The sequence below is a fragment of the Enterococcus sp. DIV0802b genome, from assembly GCF_050543535.1.
Lineage (GTDB): Bacteria > Bacillota > Bacilli > Lactobacillales > Enterococcaceae > Enterococcus_D > Enterococcus_D entomosocium.
On record NZ_CP172941.1, the window covers coordinates 2,282,181 to 2,306,534 of the forward strand.

General features: G+C 45.5%; 9 protein-coding genes. 1 reads left to right on the forward strand and 8 read right to left on the reverse strand.

Going from position 1 to position 24,354, the window contains the following annotated elements; translation table 11 throughout:
- Positions 1–111: 111 nt before the first annotated feature.
- The 7 genes from IGJ12_RS10805 to IGJ12_RS10835 all read right to left on the reverse strand — a co-directional run bounded on the left by IGJ12_RS10805 (position 112) and on the right by IGJ12_RS10835 (position 20,524).
- Positions 112–6,042, reverse strand: coding sequence for a bacterial Ig-like domain-containing protein (locus IGJ12_RS10805; RefSeq protein WP_430619003.1), 5,931 nt, complete (start codon positions 6,040–6,042; stop codon positions 112–114).
- 28 nt (positions 6,043–6,070) lie between these two features.
- Positions 6,071–6,799 carry a LytTR family DNA-binding domain-containing protein gene (locus IGJ12_RS10810; protein ID WP_005235024.1) on the reverse strand — a complete coding sequence of 243 codons (729 nt, stop codon included), beginning with the start codon at positions 6,797–6,799 and terminating at the stop codon, positions 6,071–6,073.
- A 656-nt stretch (positions 6,800–7,455) separates the two neighbouring features.
- Positions 7,456–8,499: a DUF916 and DUF3324 domain-containing protein gene (locus IGJ12_RS10815; RefSeq protein WP_008378736.1), complete on the reverse strand. Its 1,044-nt coding sequence runs from the start codon at positions 8,497–8,499 to the stop codon at positions 7,456–7,458.
- Between the two features lie 111 nt (positions 8,500–8,610).
- On the reverse strand, positions 8,611–9,258 hold the full coding sequence (locus IGJ12_RS10820; RefSeq protein WP_005235021.1) for a WxL domain-containing protein: 648 nt from the start codon (positions 9,256–9,258) through the stop codon (positions 8,611–8,613).
- Positions 9,255–9,563 (reverse strand): hypothetical protein, encoded by a 309-nt coding sequence (locus IGJ12_RS10825; protein WP_016620539.1) that lies wholly within the window; start codon positions 9,561–9,563, stop codon positions 9,255–9,257. Before IGJ12_RS10825 ends, IGJ12_RS10820 begins: the two co-directional genes overlap by 4 nt.
- Positions 9,564–9,577: 14 nt before the next feature.
- A complete protein-coding gene (locus tag IGJ12_RS10830; RefSeq protein ID WP_430619004.1) occupies positions 9,578–11,047 on the reverse strand; it encodes an adhesive domain-containing protein in 1,470 nt (489 codons plus the stop codon).
- A gap of 102 nt (positions 11,048–11,149) precedes the next feature.
- The gene (locus IGJ12_RS10835; protein WP_194199538.1) at positions 11,150–20,524 is read right to left on the reverse strand and encodes an Ig-like domain-containing protein; all 9,375 of its coding nucleotides are present in this window, start codon (positions 20,522–20,524) and stop codon (positions 11,150–11,152) included.
- A 1,153-nt stretch (positions 20,525–21,677) separates the two neighbouring features.
- Between IGJ12_RS10835 and IGJ12_RS10840 the strand changes: the two genes are divergently transcribed.
- Positions 21,678–22,562, forward strand: a complete 885-nt coding sequence (locus tag IGJ12_RS10840; RefSeq protein WP_144330535.1) for a helix-turn-helix domain-containing protein — start codon at positions 21,678–21,680, stop codon at positions 22,560–22,562.
- Between the two features lie 71 nt (positions 22,563–22,633).
- Here the strand turns inward: IGJ12_RS10840 and IGJ12_RS10845 are convergent, their stop codons facing one another.
- Entirely contained in the window at positions 22,634–24,196 is a 1,563-nt protein-coding gene (locus tag IGJ12_RS10845; protein WP_194199537.1) for a polysaccharide deacetylase family protein, read from the reverse strand.
- Positions 24,197–24,354: the final 158 nt, after the last annotated feature.

Sequence of the window (24,354 nt, forward strand, 5' to 3'; positions counted from 1 at the left end):
CTTCTTTATACGGCTGCTTATCAGACAAGAAAACCGCAATACAGCAGGTTTTTTTTAGAAAAAAAAACAGCGGATATCGTGAAGGATATCCGCTGTTAGAGTCATTGAGACTTATTTTGTTTTTCTGCTTTTGTTCGTGTGTTTCTTACGAAAGAAGACGATCCCCGCTAGTGCAATAAGGCTCACTCCTGCAATCGAATAGCCTTGAGTGATGGCTGTACCGGTCTTTGGTAACACCCGCTTGTCCTTTGCGGTCGCTTTGCTTTGTTTACCAGGCTGTCCTGCATCCGTTGGTTTTTCTTGCCCTTTATTAGAATCATCTTTCTCTGGCTGCTGATCATTTTCCTCTGGTTCTTCTGCTTTTTCAATGACTTTGATCGTCGCTGTGGCGGTGACTGCTTCTTGTGAGTCAGTACCAAATAAGCGTGCGAAAAAGTTAGGAGTTGCTGCTTCATCGGTTACGATTGAATAAGTGACTTGATAGGTTCCGGTTTTGTTCGTATCCACCGAACCGTCCACCAGTAGTTGCTCCAACGTAAGTGTCTTACCATCACGATCTGTAGCGGAGACAAAATTGTCGGCAGCTGTCCAGTTGTCACCAACATAAATCACGCTATCTTTCACAGTCACAGAGGTTTGGTCTGCCAACACGGTAATTGTGGCAGTGGCTTCGGCTTTGCCATTGCGATAGGTTACTTGGTATTTTCCAGGCACATCAGTATTGACTGTACCGCTAGTCAATACTTGATCATAATCGACTGCTTGTCCGCTTTTATCTGTTGCCGAGACAAAATTATCGACGGCTTGCCACTTCTCTCCTTCATAGATCGTACTGTCTTTTGCTATGACCGTTTCTTCGTGAGCAACCACAGTGATTGTCGCTATGTCGCTGACTTTTCCATTCGTATAAGTGACTTCGTATGTGCCTTCTTGAGTGGTATCGACGGTACCAGTAACGATTACTCCTGATAGTTCAACCGTTACTCCCGTTTTGTCTGTGGCTGAGACAAAGTTGTCGGCAGCTTGCCAGTCATCGCCGACATACAGGGTACTGTCTTTGGCTTTGACACTCGTTTGATCTGCCAACACGGTAATCGTGGCAGTCGCTTCGGCTTTGCCGTTGCGATAAATCACTTCATATTTCCCTGGTGTGGCGCTATCGACTGTACCTACTGTTGTGATATCTGCAAGTTTTAGCTCATTACCGTCCTTGTCTTTGGCTGACACGAAGTTGTCGGCAGCTTGCCAGTTATCATCCACATAAATCGTACTGTCCTTAGCGACTACGGTTTCTTGGTTCGCAACGACTGTAATCGTCGCCGTTGCTTTGACATGACCATTTTGGTAAACCACTGGGTACTCGCCTGCTTTGGAGGTATCGACTGAGCCACTAACGGTTACTCCTGAAAATGGTAGGTTTGCTCCCGTTTTGTCTGTGGCTGAGACAAAGTTGTCGGCAGCTTGCCAGTCATCGCCGACGTATAGGGTACTGTCTTTGGCTTCGACACTCGTTTGATCAGCTAACACGGTGATCGTGGCAGTCGCTTCGGCTTTGCCATTGCGATAAACCACTTCATATCTGCCTGCTTTAGAGGTGTCAACTGTGCCATCAACGGTTACTTCTGTTAGCGGCAATGCCTTGCCGTCTTTGTCTGTTGCGGAAAGAAAATTATCCGCGGCTTCCCATGAGTCACCTACATACAACGTACTATCTTTAGCTGCCACCGTTTCTTGGTTCGCAACAACCGTGATCGTAGCAATAGCTTCTGTTTTACCATTGCTATAAGTAACTTTGTACTGACCTTCTTTGCTCGTATCAACTAATCCACTAACGGTCACTGCTGAAAATGGTAGGTTTGCTCCTGCTTTATCCGTTGCCGAAACAAAGTTGTCGATTGCTTGCCAGTCGTCACCAACATATAAGGTGCTATCTTTAGCTTTAATTGATGTTTGATCAGCTATCACGGTGATCGTCGCTTTCGCCTCAGCTTTGCCGTTACGATAGATTACTTGGTATTCTCCTGGTACTTTCGTATCCACGTCACCACTGGTGGTGACTTCTGCCAAGCTTAACGGTTGTCCCTTCTTATCCGTTGCTGAAACAAAATTATCCGCAAGCTCCCACGCATCTCCAACATAAAGTGTACTATCCTTGGCAACGACTGTTTCTTGATTGGCAACCACGGTGATCGTGGCGACTGCTTTTTGATTGCCATTTTGATAAACCACTAAATATTGGCCTTCTTTGGAAGTATCCACGGCTCCACTAACTGTCACATTTGAAAATGGAACGTTCGCTCCTGTTTTGTCCGTTGCCGAAACAAAGTTATCAACCGCATGCCAGTCGTCCCCGATGTATAAGGTGCTGTCTTTGGCTTTAACCGAAGTTTGGTCTGCTAAGACCGTGATCGTAGCTGTTGCTTCGGCTTTGCCGTTACGATAGATTACTTGGTATTCTCCAGGTGTATCCGTGTCAACTTCACCGGTGATGGTCACTTCTGTGATTGCCACTGTGTTACCGTCTTTATCCGTTGCCGCTAGAAAATTATCAGCTGCTGTCCATGCATCGCCCACATATAACGTGCTGTCTTTGGCTGCCACCGTTTCTTGGTTGGCCACCACAGTGATCGTCGCTGTCTCGCTCACGTTGCCATTCATGTATTTGACTTCATAAGTGCCGACTTTAGATGTGTCGACCTCACCGTTGACGGTAATTTCCGAGAAGGTCAACGCATTGCCATGCTTGTCTGTCGCTGAAACAAAGTTGTCTTCAGCATGCCATTCATCTCCCACGTAGATCGTGCTATCTTTGGCGTCGATCGTCGACAAGTCTTCTTCTGGTGTGATGCCGACAGAAAGATGATTGCCCGTCCGGTTCACTTGCACCTCTTTACCAAGCTGAAGTTCCTGTGGTATGACGTAACCTTCTGGGACGTAGGAAACATAAAGCATATAGGTCCCTGTATAAATATCAGCTAATTGATACTCTCCCTTCTCATCCGTTACAACAGAAATAACATCTCCAGTCAACTGATTCCAAAGCATCAATGTAACGCCTGCAATTTTCTGAGTTGGTTCTTCGGTATTATAAACATCAAGTGACGCACTAGTTTTGTAAATGATCCCGTTTGAATCACCTGCCGAAAATTGCAGGTTAGTCACCGTCGAAGTAGCCGTCCGTTTGGCTTCCGACAAGGTATCAATCGTATCAGAAACGATCGTTGCTGAAGCTGAGATTTGGCCGGCGTTTTGTGAAAGTACGTTGTAACTGATTTCGATATTTTTCGTTAAAACATAGTTTGAAAAGACAAGCTGTACGTCTCCGTCAATTTCTTTGATTTCGTAGCTATCGTCTGGCACATTTGAAACATTGATTGACCTAAGATCGATTTCACCATTGGTATTTCCCAATGATTTTAGAAGGATCGTTGGATTTGCTACTTTTTTCGAGCCATCATCGATATTTTTTGTTGTGACCTTGACCTGAGTCATGTTTTTTGTATTATTCACGGTATTTTGAGTAATCCCAATAATATCCGTCGCTGTATTGGAAACCGAAACGGTAGTTGAGCCTTGCTGATTATTTGATAGCGGCTCTTTTGCAAAACCAGGTACATAAATCGTACTCATTTCCTGCCAACCATTGGCGTACCGATAGGAAATGATGTAGCGATGGTTAGTCGTCCCAAAATCAAAGGTATAATAGTTGGTTGCCTCATCATGGGTGATCGTTGGATAATTCGGATCGCTTTCTTTCATGGCTTGATTATCATAATAACCACGATCCCAGTACTGTGGATAAATGCCACTGACTTGTTCATTGGAAACATCGATGATCGAAAACACAACATCCGTATTTTTCGGAACATGGGTCTCAACAGTCAAATCACTGATGGTATCTTGACGAGCGTTGACTAAAAACTGATTCTTACTGCTTTGGAGCGTGCGTTCAGAATACAGTTTTCTTCCGGTATAGACGGAGGTATGAACCGTGTCAAGTCCTGTCGCGGAAATCGTGATTGGAATTGTATCGTTAGGAATTGATTTTGTCGGTGCTAAACTGTCTGGCACATAATTGAAGCCAATATCAAATTGAACAGAATAGGTAATGGGCGACGTAAAGGTGACCATCGTTCCGCCTGCTACTTCTTCAATCGTATAATCAGTTCCTAAAGTATAATAGAAGCCGACTTTTGGTACCTTTCTTAAAGAAAGATACTCGGGATGTTCAATAAACATTTGTAAATTTTCGATCGGTTGTGAGGTGCTGCCTTCGATATTGACTGAAGTGTCACTGGCATAGGCACCATTTTGATCATAATTTCCCCAAGCAGTTTCAGCGTTATTGGGATTAAGAACACTGATTGGTTCGACGTAGTTGTCTTCAACGATTTTGAATTCTTTATTAGCAATTAACGGTGTCGAGACATTGAGGATGATATCTTTCTGATCAAAGGGTACGGTTATGTTCGTGGAACCAAGAGTGAGATTGCTGTCTTTTGTGGCCGTCACAATCAGTTTGTCCCCATTATTTTCGACAGAAAAATAATCCGTAAAAGTCACATTTTGATAGAAGGCGTCTCTTGCTGTTAACTGTTTCGCCGTGATCGGCTGTCCGTTTTGACTCGAAAGAATGATTTGTTGACCTGCTTTCATCTCCGTCGGCATTTGATGAATTGATACATAGTAGTTTCCTTTAGAAAGGCCATTCATAAAACTGGCAGAAGCAACCCCCATATAATACCTAGAATCGACTTCTTTTTCATCTTTACTGGTTGCTGCGGTAAAGGAAAACCCTCTGTTTTGGGCAGCTGTTTGTTTTAGCTGTACCGAACCAAATCCGGTCGTCGGATACCCTTTTGAAAAAGAAGAAGTATAATCCGTCAACGCGGTCAAACTCATCGTGAATTGATAAGAAACACCATAGGCCTTTTGCTTGTCCATTTGTTTGACTTCAACAGCAGTATTGTAGAGACTATTTGAGGTGATTGTGTAGTCCGTCCCTTCAGTCAATGCTGTTTGTGTTTCTGGCTTGATCTTTCCTTTGATATCCACTTCATAGCTGAAGACTTTTAACGGTTGGGTCTCAATCTTTTTGAAGGAAGCCCCCGGCGTATCAACCAAATGCAGTGAAAGAGTTTCCGTTCCAGATAATGTCCGATCAGTATTGTAGTAAACCATTCCTTGCATCCCAAAGACATTTTTTTCTGACACATATTGAATCGGGTCAACTTCTTCATACAAATCAATGGCGTAGCTTGTCTGGTTTTGATCGCCGATTTCAATGGTTAGCTGAGGCTTGTCTTCTGAATAAAGATAACTGGTCAACTCGATCGAAAACGAGGCATCATGAACGGATTGGTTAAAGGTGATCGTTAATTGATGGGCGGCGCTATCTACTGCCCACGAAGCATTGATTGCTTCATTTGTTCCTTGCATATCACTAAAACCAAGGCCTTCCGGCAGGTCAAAAACAGCAGTGGTACCGGCTAAGTAGTCTTCGTCATTGATTTCAAAGTCTAATTTCAGTTTCACCGGACTATTGTTTAAAATCCGCGTTTCTTCCGTTTGACTGAACTCCTCACCAGCAATCGTCAGTAATGTGCCTTTTTCTAAAAGCTCTTGTCCATTGATGCGGGTGCTGACACGGGAACTCTTTTCGGCTCCTTTTGCCTCTTTCGATTCAGTTTCTGAAGAACTTGTTTGCGTCGAATCTGTAGTATCTGCTGTATGCGTTGATGAAGTTGTAGCAGGCGTTTCACTTTGACTCGTTGTTGCTGCATCCGTCTTGGAGGTTGCTTCGCCGCTTTCTTCTGAAGAACGATCCGTTTGAGTAGTCTCAGTTGTTTGCGCGTCGCTTGTGTTTGTTTCATTGGCAACGCCGCTGGTTGATTCCAGCAGATGATTTGAGTTATCTAAAGTACGAATGGTCTGTCCCTGTTCCGTGGTTTCCGCAAGCGCCATGACCGGAGTGATCACTTGGGACAGACCTAAAGCGGTAACAACAATGCCATGACGAATTCGTTTATTTCTCTTTTTCATTTTTTTCCTCCATTAAATATATGTAGTTTTAACTGATTGCTTTACGGATTTTTTTTCCAACTTCTAATTCTTCCCCATTAAAAAAGCAAAGAACATTGTTTGTTCGATCAATCATTTTGATTTGTCGCGCATTAATAATGTACGATTTGAATACTTTATAATACTCAGGCAAATCTAGCTGTTTGATGACCTTTAACGAAGTTTCAATGCACTCAACTGATTTCTTTTGATGGAATACGATTCGGTTTCGCTCACCTTTGATCGTTGTTATGTAGTTGATTGCTTCTGCATCAACGATCATCAACTCTCGTTTACTAACAATTTTTAATAAGTGTTTTTTTCCCAGCAATGATCGTTTCACTTCAATTGCTTCTGTTAACAAATTTCTTAACTGCATTGCCACATCCTTTTCTTCTGTATCGATGATTCCTAAAGGACAGATAAGATTCAGTTTCTTGATTTCGATTTTGGACGCATAGGCACCATAAAAAGCAATTTGACACTTTTTGCACTGCTCCCTCAATCGCCCTGCTAATTGAAAACTTCGATCAAAGCCCATCATTTCAATGGAAAATAAAAATAAATCATTCACATCTGTTAGATACCCTTCAAGAAAAGAATCTAGTTCTTCCGGTGAAATGATCTCCACCATAGAATAAGGAACATGACTTTCAGTGATCATTTTTTTCATCAAATTTCCATTAAAAAAGTTGTCATCTACTATATAAACAGCGAAATTGCTCAAATTTGCAGACATCTTAATTCTCCTTTTCACATCATTTCTAATTGTATTCTTAATTAAAAATGCCTGCTTGCACTTTCAAACGAATTAGCGAAACGTTTATGCAAAAAAGGTAGTTTAAATTAAAAACAAAGTAAGAAAAGACTTTATAATTGGTCTAAACCTATTATAGTAAAGGAGTTCCCGTCGTACTGCTTTCTTAACACATTTATAAGACAGAAAGCGCAAACAACAATAAAAACTTATGTTTTTTTAAGTAGTTTAACTAATTAACAATTCCAAAACTTACCGACTACTGCCCAGCCTTTCTAATGATTTTCAAAAAATAACCTTCGTTCAAATAAAATATTAATCGTTATTTATTCTTCGTTTTTTCGCAAAAAAAAGCTACCCTTCTCTTTGGGCAGTCCGGTTAAGGGTAATCAACTGTTTCCTCTGAAGATTTTCCATCAAAATAAAAGTGATCGTTCGCTGCTGCAAGATGCAATCAAAAAAATTTTCTACTTAATTTACCATATCGAATCTTCATGGACACGACAAAAAACCATTTATTTCGAACAATAAATGGCCTGTTTGCTGCTTTTATTATGCTTCTGATTTACATGCATCCCGTGAATTTTAATTGTTTTCTTTTTTTCCTTCTATATTAATAAGGAATTTCTTACAAGTGCTCATGGGGTTTTATCATCTGTTTTTTTTAATGCTCGTTTTAGTTTTCGATTATGCCAAATCAGATAAGCGATGATCAAACATAAAACACCCCCAATCGATAGATAGAGAAGGATCGGCGAAGCGGTTTCTTCAATACTGACATCTTGCTCGTTTCTTTCTTGCGCTTCTTGCCTTGCAACTTGGAAGGTCGGCTCTCCCTGCCATTCTTGATCGGCTGCTTTGAGGGTCGCTTTTATTTCATACTCTCCTGATAGCAGTTCCTTTCCATCCAGCGGAAGTGCGTAATTCATTAATGCATTGGGCGCTAATTGGATCTCTTTTTCTCCTTTTATGGCTGTTGCTTTTCCTTCATGAAACACTTCATAAGCAAGCGTGGCTTTACTGAGATAATCGGCTGCTGCATTTTCCACCGCTACGATGATGACATTGCGGCGGTTGATCTCTTCCAAATGGGCTTCTTCAATTCGGACCGCTGGCGGGATGTCTGACTCTTTATTTCGGAGCAATACCGCCACTTCTCTTGCTAATAGGTTTTGAACATTCCCTTGAAATTCTTCACTGCCGGTTTGCTGTACGTATAGTCCCCCTGCCAAAATCCCATCAAATGATTTAGATGGCATCCGGACTGTCAAGATGATTTCTTTTTGTTCATTAGGAGCTAATGAAAGTGTTTCATCACTCAAAGTAACGAGTTCTTCGATCGCGTACGGAGCAGAAGGCGTTGCTTCCTCATTTGCCCCAGAGTACTCAACGACGCCAGTCATGTTCGTGACCGCTCGATTAAACGATAGCTGTAGATTGATTGGTTGCTCGCTTTTATTGGAAACCATGACTGCTAGTTTTTCTTCTGCCTTGGGCTCCAGCAACAAATCATAGTACATTAACTCTTTGTCCCGCTGTGACTCCGGCAATTTGATTTGAACATCGAAGGTATCAAGTGAATCTGCTGCCCCCGTACTACTAGTACCAATGAAAAATAAGACCGTTAGAATACTTACTACCCAATACTGAAATCCTTTGCCTCGAAGTTTGTTCTGATGCATCCTGTCAGATCCTTTCTACACAAAATAGGAAAGAAAAATCAGCTAGCATAAAAAGCAGCCGCTTAGGCAAGCTGCTTTTTTTCTGCTAACTGTTAAGCAATGACTACTAACCTATGGGGTCGTCGGAGCACTGCTGATCGTCCAAACGAGGGTCGTTTGATAGGTTGCCGATTGTTTTTCCGTATTGGCTGGGATCGAAAGGGTAAATTGTTCTAGAGGCATCGACGTTTCACCGATCCCTTCACCAGCATTGGCGGTCAAGAAAGCATATTCATTGTTGATCGCCGCAAAATCAAGCTCGCCATTGGCAATATCACTGGTTCCGGTTGGCGGCGAACTTAAGTTGTTGGTCAATGTACCCGTATCTACCGTTAATACCGCACCGTCCAACGTACTGTCTCCTGCCGTAAATTGGGTTGCTTGCCGTACTTTAATTGCCCAAGAAGAGTTCGCCTGTCCTCGGTTATCACTGACTGCAACTGCCCCTCTTTGCAGCGTGGACCCATCGCCAGGTAGTCCAGTCCCATCCGTAGTAGCCACCCACGTTTCGGCATTTTCTGTTTGGATCTCATGGGCACCAAAATCTAAATTCGTTGGTAGCTGCGTATTGGGATCACTCCCGCCTTTATCCGGGTCAAACACGATGCCACCAGAGGTATATTCTACGACACCGGTCGTATCGTCCGCTTGCACCGTGGTCACAATACTAAGGGCGGTCAATACCCCCAATGCGCCTATTACCGATTTCTTTGAAATCATTTTGCCATCCTCCTTTTTTTGATGCAAATGATCAATGTCAGACTAATGAAGAATCCACCTATTAAGGGCAGCCAAAAGTGATTGGTTTCAGCAAGCTGCGGCAGTGGTTCTTCTACGTTAGTGACCGTTTCTTGACTGGGCGGTGGTTCAATTTCTTCATCAATTGAATCACTGCTAGCTGTTTCCGTTGGTCCTTCATAAAACTCAATGTTGCCGGTCGTCGTATTGGCTACTGCTGATGGAACGAAACTGCAGAAACTGCCGATCATCAAAATCAGAAGCAGCACAAGGGAATTCTTTTTCATTCTGCTCTTCCTTTTCAAGGTGTATCGGAAACGGTCCACACGACGGTGGCGCGATACTGACCTTGAAATTTAGGTGTTTTCTCAGGTACAAATAAATTGAACTGGGAAAAATTAACGGTCAGTCCACCAGTCGATGCCGCATTTTCCAACGCCACCACATTTTTTTCGACATTTTGCTGCAGGGCAATCGTTGCATTATCAGGTAAAACCACTCGACCATCCGTAAAGGTCGAATTGACAGTGCCAAGCTGAACCCTTAATTCGGCGGCTGGCAATGTGCGTGTACCATTGACCCAATTGGTGGATTGTCTGACCTTGACTTGCCATTTTTTCTGCCGATTGCGGGTATCATTGATCCGTAAAATCCCAGTTGTAGCAGCTGAGCTTTGATCGCCGTTGGCGGTTGCCCGCCACGTCTCACTCTTTTTCGTTTGAATGGCATGTCGGCCAAAATTCAGCTGAGTCGGTAGATTCGTCCGATCCATCGTCAGTGCTTCGACCATGAAATAAATCATGGTTTGGCGACTGCTGATATTTAGCGCACTAAAGTTCAAGAGATTGATGTCCGTCGGCTTTGCTTTCAAAACAGAAGCGGAAAAATTAGCAGTCCAATTTGCAGTCAACTGACCCGGACCTGAAAGTAACGTCGGAATTTGAACATCCGTTGCTCCTAAAACAGCTGCATCCGCCAGCTGTTCTTGGACAGTTGTCAAATTATTCAATGCTGAGTTCACGGTGCTAAGTAGAGTATTGAGCAACCCTTGCAGCAATGCGCGCACGACGCCGCCAATATCGATGCCGATCACTCGGATCTGGGTATTTTGAATCGCGGTACTTAAATTCCGTAGAATTTGCGGGACATTGGTTCCTAAGACGACACCAAGGTTCGAACTCATATTGGCATATAAAGCTTCTTTCTGGGTCGTAAACTGCAACGGACTAGTAAATTCAACATTCCCAATATTTCCGACAGTCTTTAGTAAAGAAATCTGCTGATTGATCGCTGTCAAATCGATTTGAACAATCCCAAGGTTGAGATTTAGTGAACTGGTCAAGGAATCAAGCGCTGTTAAGATCGCATTCAAAAGTGGGACATTGGCCATATTGACTGTGGTCGACGTCTTGATCGATGCTGATCCATTGGCACTAATGCTAGTTCTCAATTCTGCTGGGATCGCTAATAAAGCAAATTTATCTTCCCCACTGACATTGACAGAAGCGTTCAACCCGCCGTTGCCTTTAATAGAAAAAGTCACTGGTCGATTTGTCACGCTGCCTGGCCATGGAACGCTTACTGAGGTGCCACTTGTATTGGCACTCGTTAAATTGCTTAAAATCTCCACATCTAAAACATTCACTGCTGCTTCGGCTTTTATTGTCGTTGTTAAAAGATACAAATTGACGAAACTGATGCTGGTCAAAAAGAGAATTAATTGGCCGATCGTCCATTTGTAAAGACGTTTTTCCCTCCTTCTGCTTTTCATACCATTTCTAACCCTTTCTTTACGAAACGATGATCATTGCTTCAAAACTATTGTTCACTAGAGATACCAGCGGAGGATGTCCACTCCGCTGGTAAAGTCATGCTATTTTTGTTGGTCTTTTTTCTTTCTTGCTTTGAAGAACAAACCAATTCCTCCTACAACGAAGACTGCTGCCCCAATCAGTGAAGCATACCAAGTTCCTTCAGATCCCGTTTTCGGTAGGTACTTACTTCCCCACCAGCTTTGGTTGTTATTGCTACCGTTGCCGTTGTTGTTCCCCCAACTGCCCCAGTTACCCCAAGCGCCGTTGCTTCCGTCGGTACCATTCGTTCCATTGGTACCGTCCGTGCCATTGCTACCGTCCGTGCCGTCGGTACCATCCGTACCATTGTCACCCGTTGGTACCACGATTGGTGTTGCTGCACTGCGGTATTCTCTGCCACCTGCTGTAACGATAGCCACAACGTTAAGGGTTTCTTCTGGTGAAACATCCTCTGGGTCTAATGTGATGCTGAAGGCACCATTCCCATTGGTCGTTCCAGTTCCGACAACGTCACCCGCTTCATTCAAGATTTCGATCGTCGCATTGGCTGACCCATTCCCGAAGACTGGATAGCCATCGGTAGGATTGCCAGTGATCGTGGCAACCGGTGCGTCAACCGTCAAGGCACCGACTACGGTCGTCGTCGGATCACTTAAGGTTTCGCCTTCGGCTAAGGCAAGAACCGTAACGGTTTCACCTTCCGTCGCTTCCGCGGATAACTCAACACGCCAGTCGCCATTTTGATCGGCGATCGTTGTGATCGGTCTTTCAGCCGCAAAGATGGTTAGGAATCTGCTTGTTAACGGATCACTGATGGTAACGGTGATCGTAGCACCCGGCTCACTCGTTCCGCTGATCGTTGTATCACCAGCCGTGACTGGGTCAATGGTTGGTGTATCTGTCTTGATATTTTCATCATCGACAGGTACGACGATTGGCGTCGCATTACTGCGGTAGTCATCCCCACCAGCAGTAACGATCGCCACAACCGATAAGTTTTCTTCTGGTGCGACATCCTCACTAGTCAATGTGATCGTATAGTCACCATTTTCATCGGTCGTGCCTGTTCCTACGACAACACCCGCTTCATTAAGAATTTCGATTGCTGCATTGGCAGGCCCGTTTCCGGTTACTGGATAGCCTTCTTGGGAATTACCCGTAATGGACGCGGAAGGTGCGTTGACCGTGATGCCATTAACAACGGTCGTTGCTGGTTCACTGGTGGTTTCTCCTTCACTTTGCGCCACTGCTGTTACGATTTCATCTCGAGAAACTTCTGCAACTTCCACTGACCAATTTCCTGCTTCATCTGCTTCGGTTTCAACCGCTTCTTCTCCCGTTACCGTCACGGTGACCATCGCTCCCGGTACAGCAGTACCAGTGATGGTCGTGTCACCAGCTGTGACTGGTTCGATGATTGGTGTGGCGGTTTGATCGATCGTATTCTCAACGGGCACGACGATTGGTGTCGCATTACTTCGGTAGTCTTTGCCACCGGCTGTAATGATCGCAACGACGTTCAATGATTCTTCAGGAGAAACATCTTCACCAGAGAGCGTGATGGTGTAGTTGCCATTTTCATCGGTATTGCCTGATCCAACGACATCCCCCGCTTCATTCACGATTTCAATCGCCGCATTTGGTGCTGCCATCCCCGTCACTGGATAACCATCCTCTGGATTGCCAGTGATGGAAGCGGTCGGTGCTGAAACCGTGATGCCATCCACACTCACTGTGATTGGTGCACTAGGGTCTTTTTCAGGGGATTGTGCCACAACAGTGACGGTATCACCCTCCGCAACTTCAGGTACCTCGACTGTCCAATTGCCCTCTTCGTCCGTTTCAGTTGTGATCGGTTCATTTTCACCAATCGTTACCGTCACCGTCGAACCTGGTTCGGCAGTCCCGCTGATCGTCGTATCGCCAGCTTTGACTGGATCGATCGTTGGTGTTGCAGTTTGTTGCTCTTCTTGATCCAAAGGTACCACGATTGGTGTCGCATTACTGCGGTATTCTTTGCCGCCAGCTGTCAGAACTGCGACGACTGTTAGGCTTTCCGCTGGTGCAACAGCTGTTGGTTCAAGAGTGATACTGTAGTTTCCTTCCGCGTCTGCGGTTCCTGAACCGACGATTTGTCCATCGCTATTCAAGATTTGTATGGTGGCATTGGCTGGTGCCGTTCCACTTACTGGATAGCCATCCGTGCTATTGCCTGTGATGGTTGCACTAGGAGCAGTGACCGTCAACGCCCCCACACCAACTGTTACTGGAGCGCTTGGCTCTTTGTCAGGTGATTGAGCCACAACAGTGACTGCATCGCCTTCAGAAACTTCTGGTACTTCTGCTGTCCAATTGCCTTCGTCATCCGTTTCAGCCGTGATTGGTTCCGCATCTGGTACAGTGATCGTCACGGTTGAACCTGGTTCTGCGGTCCCACTGATGCTGGTATCTCCTGCCGTGATTGGATTAATCGTTGGTGCAGCTGTCTGATCCACTACCGTATCTGCTGGTACGATGACCGCTGTTGGATTACTGCGATACTCTTTCCCACCAGCTGTTACGATGGCAACGACATTTAAGGTTTCTTCTGGATTGACAGTTTCAGCAGTTAAGTCCACTGTATAGTTGCCGTCTCCATCGGCAGTGCCTGTTCCAACGACTTCATTGTCTGCGTTCAAGATCTCGATCGCTGCATTGGCTGGTGCTGTACCAGTCACTGGGTAGCCATCCGTGCTGTTGCCGCTGATGGAAGCTGTTGGTGCTGCGACAGTCACTCCTTCAACGATGACAGTGATTGGATCACTTGGGTCTTTGCCGTCACTGTCTGCGACGACTGTGATGGTATCCCCTTCAGACAATTCAGGCACATCGACACTCCAGTTGCCCTCATCATCTGTTTCGGCGGTTTCTTCTGTGCCGTCAGGTAGTGTCACAGTCACAGTTGAGCCTGGTTCTGCCGTTCCGCTAACTGTTTCATCGCCTGCTTTGATTGGATCAACCGTTGGTGCCGTTGTTTGATTTTCACCCGGTTCAGCTGGCACCATGATTGGTGTCGCTGGACTACGATAATCTGTACCACCAGCTGTGACCACCGCAACTACCGTCAAGTTTTCTTCAGGAGAGACATTTTCACTGGTCAAATCGATCGTGTAAAGCCCTGCATCATTGGTCGTACCCGTTCCAACTGTCTCGCCAGCTTCGTTCAAGATTTCGATGGTCGCATTCACTGGTCCTGTTCCGGTCACTGGATAACCTTCGGCTGCATTGCCACTGATGGACGCACTAGGAGCCGCCACCGTTAATGCACCGACTGTGATCGTTGCTGGTGTACTTGGTGTTTCATTTTCTACTTCTGCTACTGCCGTAACAGTCGTCCCTTCGGAAAGCTCTGGCACATCAACTTGCCAATTGCCCTCTTCGTCAACTTCGGCTGAGATTGGGTCTTGCTCACCGACCGTCACGTTGACTATTGCTCCTGGTTCGGCTGTCCCGCTGATTTCTGTTGCGCCGGCAACTGCTGGATTGATCGTTGGTGTCGCCGTTTGATCCGCAGGTACCACGACAGCCGTTGGTTGACTACGGAAGTCATCCCCACCTGCTGAAACGATGGCAATGACACGGACCGTTTCTCCTGCTGATGCCTCTTCACTGGTCAAGGTAACGGTGTAAACACCATTCTCATTGGCCGTCCCTGTGCCAATCACTTGATCATCAGCATTTAAGATTTCGATTGACGCATTAGCTGGTGCTGTACCAGTTACTGGATAGCCATCTGCACTATTGCCAGAAATCGTTGCCGTTGGTGCTGCCACGATCAGCCCTTGCACCGTCACTGTTACTGGTAAACTTTCTGTTTTGCCGTCTGCCAAGGCAGTAACTGTCAAGACATCATCCAGAGAAACCGTCGGCACAGTTGCCGTCCACTCACCTTCGTCATTCGCTGCCACTGTAACAGTATCGCCGTTTGGTAGTTCAACCGTTACATCTGCCCCAGGTTCAGCCGTTCCGCTAACGGTTGTAGCCCCAGCAATCACTGGTGCGACAGTCGGTGCCGCTGTTTGGTCTTCTGCGTTATCTTCTGGCACCACGATAGTAGTTGCCGGACTGCGATAGTCTTGACCGCCGGCTGATACGATAGCCACCACTCGCAAGGTTTCTGCTGGTGAAACACCTTCTGTCAAGGTGATCGTATACTCACCGTCTCCATTGGCAGTACCACTGCCTACCACTTCATTGGCAGCATTTAAGATTTCAATGGTTGCGTTGGCTGGTGCTGTTCCTGTGACTGGATAGCCGTCAGTACTGTTGCCCGTGATCGTTGCGGTTGGTGCAGCCACGTTCAAGGCACCGACACCAACACTGATTGGTGCACTTGGGTCTTTGCCTTCAGCTTCAGCAACCACTGTGACCGTGTCGCCTTCTGAAAGTTCTGGTACGGTGACTGTCCAATTGCCTTCCTCATCCGTTTCGGCAGTCACTGGATCTTCTCCAGGAATCGTTACCGTCACCGTTGAACCAGGTTCGGCAGTTCCTCCGACGGATGTATCACCTGCTTGCACTGGATCGATCGTTGGGGTGGTCGTTTGGTCTGCTGGTACCACGATGGAGAGCGGCGTACTGCGGTACTCATCGCCGCCAGCTGTTACCACTGCCACCACCTGAAGTGCTTCTGAAGGATCAACATCGTCGCTGCTCAATGTGATGCTGTAAGCACCTTCCTCATTTGCTTCACCGCTACCAACAACCTCACCGGCTGCATTTAAGATCTCAATCGCTGCATTTGGCGTGGCCGTTCCGGTTACTGGATACCCATCCGAACTATTGCCGCTGATCGCTGCTGTCGGTGTCGCCACAGTGAGTGGATTTACGACGACCGTAGCTGCATCACTTGGTGTTTCCCCATCAAGGGTCGCTACCACAGAAACAATTTCTCCTTGAGAAACCTCGGGCACAGTTGCCGTCCAATTGCCTTCGTCATCCGCTTCGGCAGTGACTGGCTCTGCGTCACCAATCGTGACCGAGACTGTCGCACCAGGTTCAGCCGTACCACTGATGGTCGTGTCGCCGGCTGTCACCGATTCAATCGTTGGGACTGCAGTTTGATCCAAAGGTACTGTGATTGGTGCAGCCGCACTGCGGTACTCTTGACCACCGGCTGTGACTACCGCCACCACCCGTAAGGCTTCAGCTGGAGACGCGTCATTACTCGTTAACGTGATCGTATATTGGCCTTCGTCATTGGCGGTGCCAGTACCTATGACCTCGTCATCGGCATTCAAGATTTCGATGGCTGCATTGGCTGGTGCCGTTCCCGTTACTGGATAACCTGCGGTACTATTGCCGCTGATCGTCGCGGTTGGTGTAGCGATCGTCAACCCATTGACTCCAACACTGATCGGTGCACTTGGGTCTTTGTCTGGTGCTTGTGCGACCACTGTGACGGTTTCTCCTTCAGAAACTTCAGGAACTTCAACTGTCCAGTTCCCCTCGTCATCGGCTTCACCAGTAACAGGTTCTTCACCTGGGATCGTTACCGTCACCGTAGCGCCTGGTTCTGCGGTCCCACTGATCGTCGTATCCCCGGCATTGATTGGGTCAATGGTTGGTGATGCTGTTTGTTCAAGCTCATCTGCTGGTACCGTCACCGGTGTGGCAGGACTGCGGTACTGATCTCCGCCTGCTGTAACAATCGCAACGACAGACAAGGTTTCTTCTGGTGCTGCATCGGATGGTGCGATGGTTACCGTATAGTTTCCATCCCCATCGGCTGTCCCAGTACCGATCACATCGCCTGACTCATTCAACACTTCAATCGCTGCGTTCGCTGGAGCAGTCCCCGTGATTGGATAGCCATCGGTACTATTGCCGCTGATGATCGCTGTTGGTGCTGCAACGGTGACTCCATTGACTCCAACGCTGACTGGCGCGCTTGGCTCTTTGCCTTCGGCTTCCGCAACGACTGTGACTGTATCGCCACCAGAGACTGCTGGCACTTCCGCAAGCCAGTTTCCTTCGTCATCCGTTTCAGCCGTTACTGGTTCTTGACCGGTGATCGTAACAGTAACCGTCGAACCTGGTTCTGCCGTTCCGCTAATCGTGGTATCACCTGCTGTGACCGGATCGATCGTTGGTGTCTCTGTTTGTTCAATGTCTGCTGGTACCGTGATTGGCGTGGCATTACTGCGGTAGTCTTGACCGCCCGCTGTCACAACTGCCACCACCTGCAAGGCTTCTTCTGGCGCCACATCGGCTGGATCTAAGGTCACGGTATAAGCACCCGCGTCATCCGCCGTCGTGCTACCAACGACATCTCCTGCCTCATTCAAAATCTCAATGGCCGCATTCGGCGTGGTTGTTCCACTGACCGGATAGCCATCCGTACTATTGCCTGTGATGGAAGCGCTCGGTGCACTGACAGTCACACCATCAACGGTCACGGTAATCGGTGCACTTGGCTCTTTGCCTTCTACTTCGGCAACGACTGTTACCGTATCACCTTCCGTTAATTCTGGTACCGTCGCTTCCCAATTGCCTTCGTCATCGGCTTCTGCCGTGATCGGATCGCCTTCAGGCAGCGTAATCGTCACAGTTGCCCCTGGTTCAGCCGTTCCGCTGACGGTCGTATCCCCAGCTGTTACTGGGTCGATTGTTGGTGTTTCAGTTAAATTTTCTTCATCATCTGCAGGAACTACAAGCGGTGTGCCTGTACTGCGATAATCTTCACCACCAGCCGTCACGATCGCTTCCACTCGTAAGTTGTCGCCAGCTGTCACCTCTTGAGGATCAAGGGTGATCGTGAAGTTACCATCCTCATCAGCTGTTCCGCTACCAACGACCTCTCCTGCTTCATTCAAAATTTCAATTGCTGCATTGGCAATCGCTGTTCCCGTTACTGGATACCCATCTGTGCTATTTCCGGTGATCGTAGCCGTTGGTGCCGCCACGGTTAAACCGTTTACACTCACGGTGATTGGGGCACTCGGATCTTTGCCTTCAGACTCAGCTACGACGGTCACGGAATCGCCTTCTGATAATTCAGGAACCGTTGCTTCCCAGTTGCCTTCATCATCGGCTTCAGCCGTGATTGGATCGCCTTCAGGAAGCGTGATCGTTACCGTTGCCCCCGGTTCCGCTGTCCCACTAACGGTCGTATCTCCAGCACTGACTGGATCGATCGTTGGTGTTTCCGTCTGCAGGATATCTGCAGGCACCACAACAGGTGTTGGGTTACTTCGATAGGTTTCGCCGCCAGCGGTCACAACCGCTGTCACATTCAGGGTTTCTTCCGCGTCAACATCCGCTGGATCTAACGTGACTGTATAAATACCATTCTCATTGGCGGTACCTGTTCCGACAATTTCGCCATCCGCATTGGTGATCTCAATGGCCGCATTTGGTGCTGCGGTTCCAGTCACTGGATAGCCCTCTTGACTATTTCCTGTGATCGAAGCCGTTGGTGCGTTGACTGTTAAGGCGGACACGGTGGTGCTAGCCGGTTGGCTTGGCGTTTGTCCTGCTAGTTCGGCGATAGCTGAAACCGTATCGCCCTCTGACACTTCGTCCACATCAACACGCCAATTGCCCTCTTCATCGGCTTCCGTCACGATCGGATCTGCACCGTTGACGGTCACAGTAATCGAGGCACCAGGCTCAGCAGTTCCGCTGACGCTTGTATCCCCGGCAGTCACCGGTTGAATCGTTGGTGTTCCCGTTTGTTGCTCCGCATCGTCTGCTGGAACGACGATTGGCGTATTACCACTACGGTAAGTTTGCCCACCGGCAGTGACGATTGCGGCAACATTCAAGTTTTCATTTTCTGCTACATCTGCTGGGTTCAACGTGATACTGTAGTTGCCGTTCTCATTTGCCGTACCAGAGCCAACGACTTCACCTTCGGCATTGGTGATTTCAATGGCTGCATTTGCTGCGGCTGTCCCCGTCACAGGGTACCCATCGGTACTATTTCCTGTAATCGAAGCCGTTGGTGCATTAACCACTGGTGCTGCTACCGTTGCCGTTGCAGGCTCACTCGCCGATTCCCCATCAGCTTCCGCTACTGCTGTGACTGTATCGCCTTCCACCAATTCAGGGACATCTGCCGTCCAATTGCCGTCACCATCTGCGGTTGTTGTAATAGGTGCACCGCCGTTGATCGCCAATGTGATGGCTGCGCCTGGCTCAGCTGTTCCGCTGATCGTCGTTTCCCCTGCTGTCAATGGATTGATTGTTGGTGTATCGGTTTGATCTTCTGGTGTATCTGGCGCAAACCAAATCGAGTTATTGCCGTCAGCATCCGTAAATAAATCAATGGTGATCAAATCAAGTTGAGACATCGTTCCTTCGAAGCGGGCTTCGTAAGGATTAGATGGATTCGCCACGCCGTTTTCAACCAATTGTGCATAGGTCGGACTGGTGACATTCGTTGGAATGACCACATTGGTTTGACCTAAAACAGATGCAGAAGCGATTTGATCTGCTAAATCTGTCGTTGCATTGAAGACTGTTTGTGCTGTTTCAACCGTTGCGTTTAAAGTGGCTTTAGCTGTATTAACGGTACTTTGTACCAACGTATTGATTTGACCGATCAAGGTACCGATGCCTGGAATCCCACTTGCACCATCCAAAATACTGACTTGAATCTGGGCTGCTTGTAAATTATCGAGAATTTGATTGATGCGTTGATTGATAACGATAAATAAACCATCATCCACATTGGCAATCAGGGCACGTTCGTTATCGGTTAGTCCAGCTGGAATTTCAAAATTCGCTTGGCCAAATTGTCCAAGTTGATTTAATAAGTCTAACTGGGTAGTGATTTCATCTAAGTTGACGGATATCACTTGGCTAACATCCACGATTGAAGCCGCCGTATACAACGGATTTGGCAAGCCGCCAACGATTGTTGGCGGAATATCAAGTGCATCAGCTAAATTTTGATTGACGATTCCATCCACCGTGCTGATCAAGGTATTGACTGCTGGTGTGACTGTACCGATCAGTGTTTGCAAGGCTGGGAAATTCCCCAGTTGGAGTATCACATTGGTGGAAATCGATGCATTCCCTGCCGGTTGAACCAAACCAGTAAGGCCTTGAGGAACCCCAACAACCGCGACTTTATCCCCATTCAAGACATCAACCGTTACTGCATTCGATCCAGAAATCGAGAAATTGACTTGGTTCGTTGCACCAGGAGTTGCATAAGGTGCAGACGCACTCGTGCCTGAGTTATTAGACGCTGTGATATCTGAGAAAAGTTCAGCTGAAACCAAAGCAGCTTCAACCGTCGTTGGTGCCCATAACAAACTTGCTGGCACGACCACCGTACTTGTCAACAACATTCCACTGACAGTTAAATTCGCAATAATATTTTTCTTTGTTCGAACGCGTGTGTTTTTCTTTGAATCCATGAGCTTTTTATAATTAATGCCTTTCATTCATTCTCCTCCTGTTCGAAAAAAATTTAACCGACAAAAGATAAAACTGATGATCTCTGGAATCCTTCTTTCCCCCTTTAAAACCAGATGAAAATCTATTTCAACCCAACACCTAAAGGCATAGAGAGAAAACAAAAAGTAACCGATCGCAAAGCGAAGATTTTTTCGCATGCTTTCTGAAAAACCCAGTGATTTTTGTTCAAATAGTTTAGAAGCACATTAGCTCACTCTTGTGAAACTAAAAAATAAAATAACTAAACGAACACACTGTGTACCAAAATTCTAGCAAATTTATTTCTTTCCAACAAATTATAAACACGATAAATAATTAAAAAAACACTGAATTTCACCTTTCAAAACACAAAAGGTTTATTTTATAAACAAGCAGAAATTATTTATATTTATCTTATAAACAAATGTATAATGATAAAATATTGCCTTTTTTCGTCAGTTAACCTTTCTTTTTTTTATGTTTAATCAATATAATGAATACGATTTCAATTGCATATTTATACATCTAGATAGAGAAAAATGATGATTGTGTTTTTTCATGATTTTAACCTCGTTTTTTACCTCCGCAAATAAAAAAACAAAAATAATTTAGCCGTTTTTTCACGATATCACCTAAAATAACTCTTGCTAACGAAAAAAAGGAATCGAAACGCTCGCAGAAAGTTCTGTGAAAAAAGAATGAAACTATTCTATCAAAATCAACGTTGCACTATTATGAACGATTATTTCTTCAGTTGCTCTTCGCTGCTTTTCATCCTCACCTAGTTATTTGGTCCTACATTTCGGACGTAAACGTTCATTCTACTCGAAGCGGTTATACTTGTTGGTAAGAAGGAAACACCGCTACCCAATTGGCTTCTTCTAATACGACTTAAGGAGCAACAAACGATGCATTGGCTAGTAATGATTTTTCTATTGATCTGCCTCAGTTTTGTCTAAAAAAAGCGTGAGAACCGAATGTTCTCACGCTTTTCTACGATCCCCCTCTGAGGATACTCTATCACAAAGATTACTGAACGATTTCTTCCACCAAATCAAGGAAAGTCTGAAATAAAAGACCTTTTAGATTCCTCTATTGGCTTTACTTTACTATAATGGGGATACAAGATCTCATTAATTCAACGAGAGCGGAGGCTTTCTTATGTATGGCGAAACGATCAGACAAATCCGATTGAAAAAAGGCTTCACCCAAAAAGAAGTCTATGGCACGATTATTTCAAAGTCTTATGCCATCGAGTTCGAAAAAGGCAAGCATCAAATTGCTGCCAACTTGCTGTTGCAAATTTTAGAAAATCTCTCAATGGATATCGATGAATTTCTCTATATCGCGAATGGCTATCGCCTGGATGAGCAAAACAGCTATAATCATCGGTATAATCAATATTCAAACAAACACGATCTGCCAAATTTACAAAAGCTGTTACAGGAACTACAACAAACCACTAGTAGACTGAACAATATCCGTATTGCAGAGGTTCGCTCGCGAATTCGCATGCTACAATGCTTGGCAAAACATGGGGTCTATCGACAAAGTGCTGTTTTAGAATGCGATCGCCAAACGATCACTTCTTACCTCATTGATGTTGAGAGCTGGACGTTACAAGAAATCCAACTATTTGGCAACACCATCGATCTTCTGGACAACGACCATAATTTCCTCTTTTTCAAAAAAGTATCCAAGATGCTCGAGTACTACATCGATATGGAAAAAGGTCGTGAAATCTACTGCGCCTTGCTGATCAATTTGATTGAATATACGCTAAAACACCAGCAGTACGATGCGACGGAAGTTCTCGTTGTCCAATTGAAACTTTTAGCGACAGACTACAAAGAATTTTTCCACCAAACCGTCTGCAAGTTTTTCCAAGGCGTGTTGCTCATAAGAACCGGCGATCAAAAAGCTGGTGAAACGATCACGCAAAAGATGTTGGCTATTATGCGAGAACTGGATCAAGAAGCCCTTGCCGATGATTTTGCTTTGCTATTGGATGAAGATTATCTCCGAGCATTTGCCTCCTCCGAGTGATAAAGCGGCAACTGCAGCGTTCGTTAATAAAAAAAGGAAGTGATGATTGCCATCACTTCCTTTTTCAGCTATTAGCTAACACTACGTTCGTCTGTCGCTCCAAAGTATTGATACATTGGTTTTTGGTTGCCATTGAGCAATTGATCCACCGTCACAAATTCATAGCCTTGCGCTTTCAGCGTTTGAATAATACCAGGTACGGCTTGAACGGATTTCGGATGAATATCATGGAGCAGAATTATTGAACCATCGTAGACATTATTTTGTACGACCTTCAAAATTTTGTTCGGATCTTTTAGCTTCCAATCCTCGGTATCAACACTCCATTGAATGATCGATTTTCCTGCCGCTTGGGCGCTCTGTTGATCGATCGCCCCATACGGCGGGCGCAAATTCTTAGGTAAGACTCCTGTTGCCTGATAGATTGCTTTGTCGGTCTTAGTTATTTCAGCTTTGACATCCTCCGGCGACAACGTATTTAATTGCGGATGTGAATAGGAGTGACTGGCAATTTCATGCCCTTCCTCATGGACTTTTTTCGATACTTCAGGATATCGATCCACCATTTGTCCTAATTCAAAAAACGTTGCTTTGACATCGTTGTCCTTTAAAATCTTCAAAAGATCTAATGTGGTTGTGTCGTTAGGGCCATCATCGAAAGTCAGTGCAACATATTTTTTGTTTTGGTCCAATGTCGATTGTTGCTCTTTCAATTGATCCGCATTAACAAGTTCCGGATCAATAAACGGTGCAATCTCTTTGTACGCCAACGTGATCTCAGATACGCCAGTTTGATTTTGGGGCAACTGGATCGTTAATTTTTCAGGATCATACGTAAATTTCGACTCATAGGTGATTCGATCCATCGCCAAGACCGCATCAATGACTTTATCAGGTTCCTTGGCTTGGTCTAAAATCTTTTGCTGAATGACTTGCTGGATCCCTAACAAGCTGCCTTCATCTGGAACCAAGTCTTTCAAGGATAATTCATTGCCGGTTTTCTCGGAAATAAAAATTGGATCGGCAACCACGCTATCCGCATCTTCAAAGCGACCAGTTTCCCGGTTCCAAACATAGCTGTCCGCTTTTAAAGAATAGGTTGACACTTTCGATGCGACAGCTTGTGCTTCAATCCGAGCAACAGTGACTGTCTCTTTGTCGGTGTGTTTTTTGCATAATTTGTTCGCCATGGTCGACAATTTCTTGCTTGCATCTTTGACAGGAATCGTACTTTCTTCTTTTGGTCGGAAAATCAATTCTTTCTTGTCCCCATTAGACAATGTTTCGAGTTTTGCTGGGATTCCCTCTTTAACTTGTTCTTCTTGGATCGATGCCAATAACTTTTCAGCAGCAGCCTCATATTTTTCCCGTGCCAAGGCTTCTTGCTGCTTCAACGTAAAGGCGATATAGCCGCCAGTGGCGATAATGACAATTGTCAGAAGCGTCATCAATGAAAAGAGATACTTACGATGGGTTGGCTTCTTTTTAGAAACTTGACGATTGGTGGTTTGCGTGCGTTTTGCCGTTCCCGTTGTTTGCTTTTGATGTGATTCGACCCTTGAAAAAGGTGCTTGTTTTTCAGACATCGCTTCTTTATGTTGTGAATTATTTGAATAATTGCTTGATTTCTTCATAAACATTCTCCCTAAAACATAATAACGTAAACAAAATGTAACATAAGCGTAATAATATTTCAACAGTGTTACAGAGATTCTTATAAACTTCTCTTTTTGTTCACCATTTTTGAGAATTGTTCTAAGAAATCTTTTATTCTGATACTAATAAAAGCAAG

Bases quoted from the DNA above. Each gene is read 5' to 3' on its own strand.
- IGJ12_RS10805 (WP_430619003.1), bottom strand. From the start codon at position 6,042: ATGAAAAAGAGAAATAAACGAATTCGTCATGGCATTGTTGTTACCGCT.
- IGJ12_RS10810 (WP_005235024.1), bottom strand. From the start codon at position 6,799: ATGTCTGCAAATTTGAGCAATTTCGCTGTTTATATAGTAGATGACAAC.
- IGJ12_RS10815 (WP_008378736.1), bottom strand. From the start codon at position 8,499: ATGCATCAGAACAAACTTCGAGGCAAAGGATTTCAGTATTGGGTAGTA.
- IGJ12_RS10820 (WP_005235021.1), bottom strand. From the start codon at position 9,258: ATGATTTCAAAGAAATCGGTAATAGGCGCATTGGGGGTATTGACCGCC.
- IGJ12_RS10825 (WP_016620539.1), bottom strand. From the start codon at position 9,563: ATGAAAAAGAATTCCCTTGTGCTGCTTCTGATTTTGATGATCGGCAGT.
- IGJ12_RS10830 (WP_430619004.1), bottom strand. From the start codon at position 11,047: ATGAAAAGCAGAAGGAGGGAAAAACGTCTTTACAAATGGACGATCGGC.
- IGJ12_RS10835 (WP_194199538.1), bottom strand. From the start codon at position 20,524: ATGAAAGGCATTAATTATAAAAAGCTCATGGATTCAAAGAAAAACACA.
- IGJ12_RS10840 (WP_144330535.1), top strand. From the start codon at position 21,678: ATGTATGGCGAAACGATCAGACAAATCCGATTGAAAAAAGGCTTCACC.
- IGJ12_RS10845 (WP_194199537.1), bottom strand. From the start codon at position 24,196: ATGAAGAAATCAAGCAATTATTCAAATAATTCACAACATAAAGAAGCG.